This is a genomic window from Pseudomonas sp. 05N36 (genome assembly GCF_056397385.1).
In genome coordinates this window covers 139,930-151,641 of record NZ_JBFTNH010000003.1, presented here as the reverse complement: position 1 = coordinate 151,641, position 11,712 = coordinate 139,930, and the positions used below count along the sequence as shown (strand labels likewise).

Sequence of the window (11,712 nt, the reverse complement as noted above, 5' to 3'; positions counted from 1 at the left end):
TGTCAGGCGGGTCAACTGCTATAAGCAAAGAGACGGCCATTGCGGCCGTCTCGATAAGCGTCTTGTGAACCAGGTTCAGTTGATCCCTTTTGGGTTCGACCCGAAACGGTTGTCGCCAGGCTGACTGTCCTGGACCATGAAGACAATGTTCACGATAGGTAGCAAGATCCACCAGCCACTGCGGTTAGTGTCGTGCATCCGGCGAACGGCTGCCGCCAGACCAGGAAGAAACACGGCAAGGCTATAAAGGTTGTAAATGTACCCTTTGCCACCCAGCAAGGCCTCAATAACGATGAGCCCTAAAGAGACCCCGAGGTTGATCAGAATAAACATCCAGTATTCGCGGCGGCTGGCGCGGCCTTTAAACTCGGCATATTTCTTGAGCACTTCAAGGTACGGATTGCCGGTCTCTGGTACAGCGCTTGACGCTGGACGTGTTGGCTGGAACGCCTGAGGTGCGCCACATTGCGGGCAGGTCGTAGCAGTGCTGTGAATTTCCTTGGCGCAACCACGACAAAAAACCATGCTCATATTTTTTCCCTAAAATTAGTCAAACGACAGTCCAACAAAAATAAACGTCGCAATAGCCGATAAGACGACACCGGCGATCGCCAGGTTATTTCCTGATTTTTTTTGGTTAATGCTGATGATGCCGCAAATGAGACCTGTGACGGAGAGGGCTCCCAGTCCAATGAGGGTATCTCTATCCCATTCAGAGTCATCAAACAGACTGAGTACGCAGAGGATGCCCAATATTAACGAGAGGATGGCCAGCCACGGCGAACCAACGTCATTCGTTGCAGCGATAGCAACGTGTTGGCTCGCGCCGCATTGGGGGCACGTTGGGGCCGTCTCGTGAATTTCCTTGGCGCACGCACGACAAAAGACCATTGCCATCGTTTTCCTTAACGTCTAATGCTAAATACCCGCCTCATTATCGACCAGACCTGGAAAAACGTTAGGATTATTTAAAATAAATTTCGGTAGGGTTTATTCACTGCTATTGGAGGCTGTCCGGATCCTGGTGCGGCCTCGATGGCGTGGTCACAAGCCGGCCAGCGAACGCAACATTGAAAGTGCAGGGCGCCCCTCTCTGGCGCCCTTTGAGAACCACAAACTCTGAAACGTCTACACCATATTCCTGGTCATACGCTCATTAATGGCTTAGGCCGTATTTCGGTCGGAATAGGTTTCTTGCCAGTGCAGAATCTGCTGTTGGATATTCCAATGAATAATGTGCTTGTAGAGTTTCTCGACGAAGGCCACTTCGAACCCGGCGGCGACTGCCCACTCGCGACGGTCTTCGAGCATCGCCGCGACCCGCTCTGGAGCGGGAATAGCCCGCTCATTGGCTTTGAATTGCGCGGCGGCTTTTACATAACCCAGGCGTAGTTTCAAGGACTCGAGGATCTGGCGATCATAAAAATCGATGCCTGCCCGAATATCATTGAGGTTTTCGCAGGCTTCAGGTGTTTTAAGTGGCGACATGGTGCTTGTCTCAAGGTGTGTTGAAAATAGCCAATTTCAGATGACGTCGAATCGGGGGCAGGTCTCCCTGACGGAGTTTGAAGGTCGTCGCTCATTCCCTCCTTGTTTGACATGCGCTCCCCCGAATCGCCAGGCATCCGTTTCAAGCTCGGTAATGACTTCATCGATCAATGCATCGATCATTACGTTGTCGTGATGATGGGGTGTCGTTATCAAGTGCGCTGTATCGCCAGATACCGCCAGGCAATATTTCTTCGCAATCCTCTGCGACGGACAAGGGAACACTACGGTGATGGAGTTCTCGTTGCGCCAGGCATCAATGCCCGCGGCCTGGAATCGATCCACCGCATACTGGGCTTTTTCCAGGCAGTGGTGGATACGCTGGCGCCAGTCAGCGAACGAGTGGCTACGTAGTGCCGTCCACATCATCAAGGGTGTATGGCCATTGCGCGAGCCGCTGATGGTCTTGTCATGGGCCAGGATGTAATCCACTTCCACCGAGATGCGCGCAACGTCCTTGCGTTTGGCCACGACGATCCCGCAAGGAATGGGCGAACCGATCATCTTGTGGCCGGAAACGCAGATCGAGTCGATGCCATCGGCGAACGAGAAGGGTTGTGGGTGATCGACGAAGGGCAGGATCATCCCGCTCAGCGCTGCGTCTGCGTGCAGGTAGTAGTCATGACGGGCAATGCCCGCCTGCTTCAGACGCTGTTGAATGGTGACGATATTGTCGACCGCTCCGCGCAGGGTGGTGCCGATGTTGGCGAAGATGATCGGGTGGCGTTCCTGGTCGGCGGTTATTTTGGCCATCAGGTCGTCGTAGTCGATTTCGCCATTGGCCAATGACTCGACTGCACGACATTTGATCCGTAGCAACTTGACGATCTTCGCAACGGAGTAATGGGTGTCTTTCGAGTAGTACAGGGTGCCGTTCGGGAACAGTTCGCGACCCAGGTAGCAGCCAAACATGTTGCCTTCGGTTCCCCCGTTGGTGACGTAGCCCCAGCTGTCTTCGAGCGCGATGTTGAACAGCTCGGAGAAGTACGTCATGACGTCCTTCTCAAAGTCGAATGAGTTCAACAGGTAGTTGCTGTACTCGTTCCAATCCCCGCAGTTGTTGATCGAAAATCGCAGGAAACGATGCAGTTGGGAGTAATCGAAGTCCGCTGATTCGGGGTACCCGATATTGAAGTACTGATTCGTCACGCAGTGCTGCCAGAAGCGTTCAAGCCTGCTTTGGTCGGCAGTGGATAAAGTCATGCCTAACTCCTTTTAGAAGCCGCCCGGTCAGGCGGCTTTTTGCTTGGTGTCTACCAGCGACCACCAACTGGCGAGCGTCGGCGAGGCCGCCAGCTCTTCGAAGCTGACAGCGATGCCGCGCTCTTTGAGCTCTGCAGCGAGCTTCATCACCCGCAAGGAGTCGAGGCCGTAGAAAATCAGGTTTTCTTCCGGGTCCAGGTCTTCACAGTCCTCGACAAGTTGCAGTACGCGGGTGTGTAGCCAGGCGCGGGTGGTTTCCGCCGCCAGGAGTTGGCGTAGTTGTTTTTTGTCGATCTTGCCGACGGCCGTCAGGGGCATGGTCTCGATGAGCCGGATACGATCGGGGAGTTTGTATTCGGCGATGCCGAGTTCCATCAGGTGGCGTCTCAAGGCGGGTGGTTTGAGATGGGGGTTACGGGTGACGACGAAGGCGCAGCTCTTTTCCCCCAGTCTTTCGTCGGGCATGGCCACGAGGCCAGCGTGGGTCACGTCCGGGTGGAGGACGATGAGGTTTTCGATTTCCTCCGAGGCTACTTTTTCGCCACCGCGGTTGATCTGATCCTTGACCCTGCCGACGACCCGTAAATCGCCTGTCGGTGTGAGCTCAACGAGGTCGCCGGAATAGTAGTAACCCTCATGGTCAAACGCCTGGGCATTCTGCTCGGGGCTTCGGTAATAGCCGCAGAACGTGTAAGGACCGCGAGTAGCGAGCATGCCAGGCTCACCGTGCGGGACTGGAATGCCTTGTTCGTCGACGATTTTGATTTCGTCATCCGGGCAGATCGGACGGCCTTGGGTGGCGAAGATCTGTTCGTCAGTGTCGCCCAGGCGGGTGTAGTTGATCAGACCCTCGGCCATGCCGAACACCTGCTGCAACTTGCAGCCGAGCACTCCGGGAACCTGGCGTGCCAGCGAGTCGGCGAAACAGGCGCCGCCGACCTGGAGGAACTCCAGCGATTGCAGTTGCTCCTTGTGCTCCGGCGCGGCCTGCAACCATAAGGCGACTGCACTTGGAACCAGGGCCACGGTATTCACTTCATGGCGCTGAATGATCGAAAAGCACGTCGACGGCTCCGGGCTCGGAGCCATGACAATAGTGCCGCCGGCATACAGGACACCCAGGGCACCGGGCGAGCTGAGCAAGAAGTTGTGCGCCGCAGGCAGGGCGCACAGAAAGCGCGTTTGTGCAGTGAGCTCGCATACTTGCGCACTCGCCCGGGCGTTGTAGTGATAGTCGTTATGGGTGCGCGGGATGAGTTTTGGGGTGCCTGTGCTGCCGCCCGACAATTGGAATAGTGCCACTTCACCCGGTTCGCTGGGGGAGAAGTCCACGTACTGCTCACTCGGGGTTTTGATCCAGGCGGCGAGGTTGTTTTCGTCACGCGGTTCGCCCAGCAGCAGGGTGATTTCAGGGTTGGAACCCACTTCCTTAAGGTCTGTGATGTAGCTGTCGTCGCGAAAGACTTCATGCTCGCGAGAGGCGATCAGCAACCTTGGCGCGATTTGCTGGGCGTAGCTCTTGAGTTCCAGTTTTCGATGGCTGTAGAGCGCGTTGAGGGGCGCAATCCCGGCCTTGAGCAGCGCGAACAAGACAATGTAAAACTCCGCAATATTGGGCAATTGCACCAAGGCGGTGTCGCCTTTGCCAAGCCCGCTGGCCGCCAGGCGCGAGGCCAGGTTGGACGACAGCTGCTCCAGCTCGGCATAGCTGAAACGACGATCACCGCAAATGATCGCCGATGCGTGAGGTTGCGACTGGCTGCGTGCCTGGAGAATGTGTGTGAGTGGTTGGTCGAGCCAGTAGCCTTTTTCCCGATAGCGCTGTGCTCTGTCGAGGGGCCAGTGATTGAATTCTATAGTCATGATTGTCACTACTGAAAAGTTCGTATTAGTGGGCCAAACCGCATGCGCGCAGCATGGTGCCGAGTTTGGTCTGGACTTCTGTCCATTCGGAGTCGGGGCTCGAGGCTTCGACGATGCCAGCGCCGGCGAACAGGCGAACCCTGTTGCGCTTGACGGTGCCGCAGCGAATGGTCACCACCCACTCGCCATTGCCTTGGGCGTCGCACCAGCCAACCATGCCGGTGAACAGGCCACGCTCGAAGGGTTCGACAAAGCGGATCAGGCGCCGGGCGCGCTCGGTGGGGAAGCCACAGACGGCAGGGGTTGGATGTAGGCGGCAGGCAAGCTGCAAGGCCGAGACGGTCGGATCCGCCAAGGTGCCTTCGATGCGGGTGGAGAGATGCCAGAGTGCGGGTGTGCTGATGAGGGAAGGGCGCTGGGGCACATTCAGCTGTGTGCACAGCTCCCCCAGTTGAGTGGCGATGTCCTCGGTCACGAGGCGGTGCTCGTAGTGATCCTTTTCCGAAGCTGACAGCCAATCGGCGTTGCGCTGGTCCGCTTGTGGATCGCTCATGCGTTTGGCCGAGCCTGCCAGCGGGTTGGAAACGAAGTCCAGACCGTCCTTGTGAACGAGCAGTTCAGGGCTGACGCCGATCAGCGTAGCGCCGTCCGGCATAGGTACACGGAAGTGATAACCGCTTTGATTCTGGGCCCGCAGATTGTTCTGCATGGCGCCCACATCCACATCCTGCGCAAACACCAACTCACGTTGCACCGAGAGCACGGCCTTGCGCACGTCACTGTGGCGGAAGTTGACGATCGCGTGCTCTACCGCGCGTTTGAAGCCTTGCTCGTCCGGTATGTTTTTTTGCTCGATCAGTTCAGGCAGTGCTGCAAGGCCCGTCCATACGGTGGCGGTTCGTGTTCGCCACTCGGCGTGTTCAGGAATATAGAGGCAGGAGCCTTCAGCAGGATCGAAGGGGATGGCGCCGACGATTATCGGGTTGCTCTGGCCGGCCTTGCGCGCCCGGTCGAAGGCTTGCAGCACGGTTTTCTGGAACAAGCTATTGGCGTTATCGCCGCCAATGGCAGGTGTTTCGATTCGCTGAAGCATCCCGGCGACTGTTAGTTCTCGATCGCCGGAGGTAAATGAAAAACTCTCTTTTTCATCAATAGCTTGCACCTCATCCGTGTCATTCGCTCTTAGGGTGCCCGATCTCATTTGGGGAAAGCCTCCGTGGCCTATGGGTAAAAAATTAAGTCTTGAAATATAATCATTATCGTTTCTATTATGGGACGCTAATCATTTAGATTTGTCAATCACATGAGTGAGCCATGAGAGAGTTAACTTCAATGCAAGCCGCCTGTTGGATCGGGCGCGCTGCTCATGCGTCTTTAGGGAGAGTTTCGGCTCATCTTTATGCCGAGTTCGATGGCCGTTCCATTGACCTTGAACGGCTGCGCACGGCGCTTGAACGGGTATGCTGGCTGCATCCCATGCTGCGGGTCCGGCTGAATGCGGATGGCCTGCAATCCATTGCTTCGATGGACCAGTCACCGCAGCTGGAAGTCGAAGATCTACGCTCGATGATCGAGTCGGAAGTAGCGAGACATCTGCTCTGCAAGCGCGAGGAATGGACTCATCAGCAGCTTGATCTTGGTCATTGCCCGGGCGTCCGTTTCTCGGTCAGCCTGCTGGCGGACGATGAGTTCCGCTTGCACGTCGATACGGACATGATCGCCATCGACCCATCGGGTTTTCGCACGTTAATCGAAGACCTCGCACGGTTTTATGACGACCCCGACGGACCGGTTCCACACACGCCTTCTTTCTTCGATTGGTACGACAAGGCGCGTACCGACACCTCGCTCAAAGTCGCCCGGGAACGAGACCGCATTTGGTGGCGTGAGCGCCTGGCTGAAATCGCTCCTGCGCCCACATTGCCGTTTCTCGAGGTTCAGCCTGATCAAGCCCGCAGCCATCGATTAAGCACATGGCTTGGCCCCGATGAGCGTCAGGCACTGCAGCGTCTGGCCCGTGAGCGAAGAATGACCCTGTCGACCTTGATGATGGGGCTTTTCGCGGCGGTACTCGGGGCGCAGACAGGGGACCGGAAATTCCGCCTCAACGTGCCCTCGTTCTGGCGTCCGCCACTGGTGGACGACGTCGAACGGGTAGTCGGTGATTTTGCCAATGTGCTGATTCTCGATGTGGATATCGAGTCGGCCCGCAGCCCCGCTGCCCTTTGCACGCAGATGGCGAAAAGAATGCTCGACTTGCTCGAACATAGCGCCTATTCCGGGGTGAATCTGATGCGCGATTTATCTCGTCATCATGGTTCGCCGCAACTGGCACCGGTGGTGTTTACCGCAGCGCTGGACATGCCGGGCGGCGATCTTCTCTCCGAGCGCGTCCGGCGGGTCTTCGGGCCGATGAACTGGGTGATCTCCCAAGGGCCCCAGGTTGCACTCGACGCGCAGATCGCGTGCGTCGACGGTGGCATCTTGATCAATTGGGATATTCGCCTTGATGCTCTGCCAGAAGCCTGGGTGTCGGATCTGTTCAATCGCTTCGTGGCGATCGTGCGTGAGGCGTCTGTCTGCTCCGCGGTCCTGGATCAACCGTTTTCTCAGCGCACACTGCCGCTGACCGCTCTTCAGCAGGCCTATCTGCTTGGGCGTAGCCAGCAGATGCCGCTGGGTGGCGTGGCCATGCAGGAGTTTCGCGAATACCGCGGCTCTGTGGATCCTGCTCTGCTGCGAAGCCGTTTGGCCGGGATGGTCCGGCGCCACGAAAGCCTGAGAACACGGATCGATGCGCAAAAGCTCGTGCAGTTTGTCAGTGACGAGGTGCAGATAAACCTGCAGGAAGTCGACCTCACGGCTCTGTCGCCAGACGAAGCGCTTGGCTATGTTGAGGAGCGTCGTGAGGCGTATGCGCATGCTCTGTTCGAACTGGATCGCTCGCCCTGGAATGTCACGGTTTTCCTGCTCCCGGAAGGTCATCTGAGCGTTTTTGTGCGCCTTGATGCATTGATTCTCGATGGGCGATCGATCGCAACCCTCATGGTTGAACTGTTCGACGGTGTGGTCGGCGAGGAGCCGTTCACCGAGGTTACGCCTGAGCCAGAAGAGCTCGTCAGCCAACGCAAGGCGGATGCTGTTTATTGGAAAGCCAAACTCGCCTGCGTAAGCGGCGCTCCACGTTTGCCGTGGATCACCCCGCTGGACCAGGTGGGCGCTTCTCGCTATGAGCGACAGAGCCTGTTGGTGCCCAAAGCGGCGTTCAGCGCGTTCTGCAAACTGGGAGCGCGGCAACGGCTGTTCAAGAATTCCGCCCTGATGGCGCTGGTGCTGGAAGTGCTTTCCCACTGGGTCGATGAGGGGGGCGTGTGTGTCGCGGTGCCTGTTGCTCCGCAAACGAGTGGTGCCTTCGCCAATCGCTCAAGCTTTATCGCGGTCAACTGGAACTCCGATCCAGACGGTTTTGCGCAGCGGGCTACCCAGCTGCAAGTCGATGTGCTGGAAGGTTTGCAGCATCTGGCCTTTTCAGGGGTTGACCTTGCCCGGTTGCTGTTCGAATCCCACGGTCCAGGCCCGGTCCTGCCCGTGGTGATCACCAACGGTTTTTCCTGGCCGGTCTCGCCGACGGACAGTCCCATGAGCCTGTGTGGCGGGCTGACCCAGACACCACAGGTGGCGATGGATATCCGCTTCTCGGCCAACGCCGAGGGTGCCTTGGTGTTCGACATCGACTATGCGCGCGAAGTACTGGATCCGGCGGTGGTCAGCGATATCTTGAGTGCCTTCGAAAGGGCGATCGACCAGATCACGGCAAACGGTGTTTTTGCCATTGATGCTCCGGCGATTATCGACAGGCGCCACTATCGGCTGAATAGCCCGGTGACCGAGGCGTGCCATGCACCCTTTCTCGGGCAGATCGCGAGCAATATCTTTGATCGTAGCAACGCCAGAATCGCCCTCATCAGCGGCGACCGGCAAATCAGTTATGCCGAGCTTGGCGACGGCGTATGCCGGGTGATCGCTGCCTTGCGAGCGCGCGGGCTTTCTCGGCTCGATGTGGTTGCCATATGCCTGCCCCGTAGCCCGGAGCACACGATGGTGACGTTGGCCTGTGCACTGACGGGCTTGATCTGGGTCCCCATCGATGCTTCGGCACCTGAGGAACGACGGCTTTTCCTGCTGGAAAACTGTCAACCTGATCTGGTGGTGATCACCCAGGGCGAGTCTGTCGAGCATCCTTGTACGACACCCGATGAGCTGCTGGCAGCGCAAGCCGAGGTTCCACCGGTGATGGAGGACCTGTCGTCAAGCGAAGCGCCGGCCTATTACCTCTATACCTCGGGCACCACCGGAAAGCCCAAATGTGTGGTGCTGAGCAACCGAGCCACCGCCAATGTCATTGGCAGCACCCTTGAGCGCTGGGCAGTGACCGAGCGCGATGTGTTCATGTCCGTAACCCCGCTTCACCATGACATGTCGGTTTTCGACGTGTTGGGCTGCCTGACAGCGGGGGCGACGCTGGTACTGCCTGGCCAGGGCGAAGAAAAGGATGCAGTGCGCTGGAATCAGTTGATTGCCCGGCATCAGGTGACGTTGTGGTGTTCGGTGCCCGCCATCCTGGAGATGCTTCTTTCTTGCCGCGCCGCTCATGACTTGAGGAGCCTGCGCCTGATTGCGCAGGGTGGTGACTACATCAAGCCCGCCGTGATCGCCGAGCTGCGCGCGCTGCTGCCGGATTCCCGGTTGATCTCACTTGGGGGGCCGACGGAGACAACCATCTGGAGTATCTGGCACGAAATCACGGCCGATGACCAAGCGCTGATCCCCTACGGAAGGCCTTTGCCCGGTAACGGTTACTTCACCCTTGATTCACAGGGTGAGCATTGCCCGGTGGGCGTTGTCGGCCGAATTCACACGGCTGGTGTCAATCTCGCATTGGGCTACCTGGAAAACGGCGAGCTGACACAGAGCGAGTTCGTGACCGTCAACGATGAACATGGCCAAGCCGTTCGTGCGTTCCGCACCGGTGACTGTGGTCGCTACCGTCGCGATGGCACCTTGATCTTCGACAGTCGGGTCGACGGCTATGTGAAAGTTCGCGGTGTACGGGTGTCGCTCCCGGATATCGAGATCGAACTGATCAATCACCCATCGGTCAGGCACGTGCTGGTCGTGGATTATGGCGAGCAACGTCAAGGTGAGGTCTGCATCGGTGCGCTGTATGTCGGCCAGCAGGGTGCCCCAGAGCTGACGGCAACCGAGTTGCGCAACTATGCCCGCCAACATCTGCCGCACTCCCATGTCCCCACGCGGTTCTTGAGCGTGGATGAGTTGCCGCTGTCGCAAAACGGCAAGCCTGATCGCCAGCGGGCCCGCAGCCTGCTCACTGCGCCGGCGAATGAAGTGGCCGAGCCTGCCGCCAGGATCATCTCGACCAGGAGAAACAAGGTGCTGGACCTCTACTTGAGTGTACTGGGCCGCCCGTTGGAAGACGGGGTCAATGACGCGGTGGATTTCATCAGCCTGGGGTTGCGTCCCCAGCATTTGAAAGCCATTTCGGCGCGGTTCCAGGAAGACTTTTCGGTGGCGCTTTCACCCGGGCAATTGCTGCGCTGCCGCAATGCACACGACGTCGAACGGCTACTCATGGCTGAAGGCTCGTGAGCGCCTCTGAATAATATTGAAATGTATGGAGTGGGGCACCACAGAGCGTGCTCCCTTCTATCCAGAAAGCAGTCCCTTTGGAGATGGATCGGATGACGGATATACCCACTGTAGATATTGCCGGTGTTGGCATTGGGCCCTTTAATCTCGGGCTGGCTGCATTACTGTCCAGGCACACGGGCGTGACGGGTATTTTCCTTGATCGCAAAGCGGAATTTCGTTGGCATGAAGGGCTTCTCTTGCCCGGCACGACGCTGCAGGTTCCCTTCCTGGCGGACCTGGTGACGATGGCTGACCCCACGCATCCACTGAGTTATCTGAACTACCTGCATCAGCACGATCGCCTGTATCAGTTCTATTACTACGAGAACTTTCAGGTGCCGCGGCGCGAGTACGACCATTACTGCCGATGGGCGTCGCAGCAGTTGCCCGCTTGCCACTTCGGCGAAGACATCTGTGATGTGAGCTATGACGCGAGCGTTGACCGATTCCTGATTGAAAGCCAGTCCGTGTCCGGCTTCAAACGCCGTTACTACAGCCGGGACCTGGCGATTGGGGTCGGCACCGTGCCGCTGTTGCCGAAATGGGCCCAGCTCAAGAGCACGGCGCCGGTCATGCATTCGGCGCAGTTCGGCAAAAGGCAGGAGCAGTTGGCGCAGTGCCGGCGGGTCACGGTGATTGGCTCCGGGCAGAGTGCGGCGGAGTGCGTGCTGGCATTGTTCAACGAGTTGACCCCCGAACGGATTGCGGCCGGTGCTTCGATTCGCTGGATCACGCGTTCGCCAGGCTTCCATCCCATGGAGTATTCAAAACTTGGGCAGGAGTGCTTTACGCCATCCTACATGGAGTACTTCCACAGTATTCCACGGGAGCGTCGCCGAGACATCGTTGCGGGGCAGGGGTTGCTGTACAAGGGCATCAGTTTTTCGACCATTGCCCAGATCTACGACCTGATCTACGAACGCTCGATTGGCGGCGCTGATACAGGCCTGACGTTGCTTTCCAACTGCGAGGTCGAGACCGTTGAGGATGTCGACGGCACGCTGCGAATTGCCTACCGGCACCGCGAGCTGGACCAGACCGGCACCCTTGAGGCCGATGCCATTGTTGCGGCGACGGGATACGGGCATGCCTGGCCACAGTGGTTTGAACGGCTCAAAGGCGTCGTGCTTGAAACCGATGAATTCGGCGACTGTATCGTCCAGGAAGACTTTACGGCGCGCCGCTGCGACGAAGGCACGGGCCGTGTTTTTGTGCAGAATGCGGAGATCTTCCAGCATGGTGTTGGTTCGCCGGATCTCGGAGTAGCTGCCATTCGCAATGCGACAATTGCCAACCGGTTACTCGGCCACACGCACTACCGCTTGCCCAAGCGCTCATCGTTCCAGCGCTACGGGATGCATGAAGCGTAGAGCTTGATGTGCAGGGTCT

At 57.9% G+C, this 11,712-nt stretch carries 8 protein-coding genes; 2 read left to right on the top strand and 6 right to left on the bottom strand.

The genetic code is table 11. From position 1 onward, the window contains the following. Positions 1–75: 75 nt before the first annotated feature. The 6 genes from AC1DIH_RS05515 to AC1DIH_RS05490 all read right to left on the bottom strand — a co-directional run bounded on the left by AC1DIH_RS05515 (position 76) and on the right by AC1DIH_RS05490 (position 5,815). The gene (locus tag AC1DIH_RS05515; RefSeq protein ID WP_477770917.1) at positions 76–531 is read right to left on the bottom strand and encodes a DUF805 domain-containing protein; all 456 of its coding nucleotides are present in this window, start codon (positions 529–531) and stop codon (positions 76–78) included. A 15-nt stretch (positions 532–546) separates the two neighbouring features. Further along, positions 547–897, bottom strand: a complete 351-nt coding sequence (locus tag AC1DIH_RS05510) for a DUF4190 domain-containing protein (RefSeq protein ID WP_477770916.1) — start codon at positions 895–897, stop codon at positions 547–549. A 267-nt stretch (positions 898–1,164) separates the two neighbouring features. Then, complete coding sequence (locus AC1DIH_RS05505) at positions 1,165–1,488, bottom strand: isochorismate lyase (protein ID WP_054597213.1); 324 nt, start codon at positions 1,486–1,488, stop codon at positions 1,165–1,167. 36 nt (positions 1,489–1,524) lie between these two features. Further along, complete coding sequence (locus tag AC1DIH_RS05500; RefSeq protein ID WP_477770915.1) at positions 1,525–2,751, bottom strand: histidine decarboxylase; 1,227 nt, start codon at positions 2,749–2,751, stop codon at positions 1,525–1,527. 27 nt (positions 2,752–2,778) lie between these two features. Next, positions 2,779–4,614, bottom strand: a complete 1,836-nt coding sequence (locus AC1DIH_RS05495; RefSeq protein ID WP_477770914.1) for a (2,3-dihydroxybenzoyl)adenylate synthase — start codon at positions 4,612–4,614, stop codon at positions 2,779–2,781. Between the two features lie 25 nt (positions 4,615–4,639). After that, positions 4,640–5,815 carry an isochorismate synthase gene (locus AC1DIH_RS05490; RefSeq protein ID WP_477770913.1) on the bottom strand — a complete coding sequence of 392 codons (1,176 nt, stop codon included), beginning with the start codon at positions 5,813–5,815 and terminating at the stop codon, positions 4,640–4,642. A 131-nt stretch (positions 5,816–5,946) separates the two neighbouring features. Between AC1DIH_RS05490 and AC1DIH_RS05485 the strand changes: the two genes are divergently transcribed. Both AC1DIH_RS05485 and basC read left to right on the top strand, forming a co-directional pair. Beyond that, positions 5,947–10,281: an amino acid adenylation domain-containing protein gene (locus AC1DIH_RS05485; RefSeq protein WP_477770912.1), complete on the top strand. Its 4,335-nt coding sequence runs from the start codon at positions 5,947–5,949 to the stop codon at positions 10,279–10,281. A gap of 83 nt (positions 10,282–10,364) precedes the next feature. Then, positions 10,365–11,693, top strand: a complete 1,329-nt coding sequence (gene basC / locus AC1DIH_RS05480; RefSeq protein WP_477770911.1) for a putative histamine N-monooxygenase — start codon at positions 10,365–10,367, stop codon at positions 11,691–11,693. Positions 11,694–11,712: the final 19 nt, after the last annotated feature.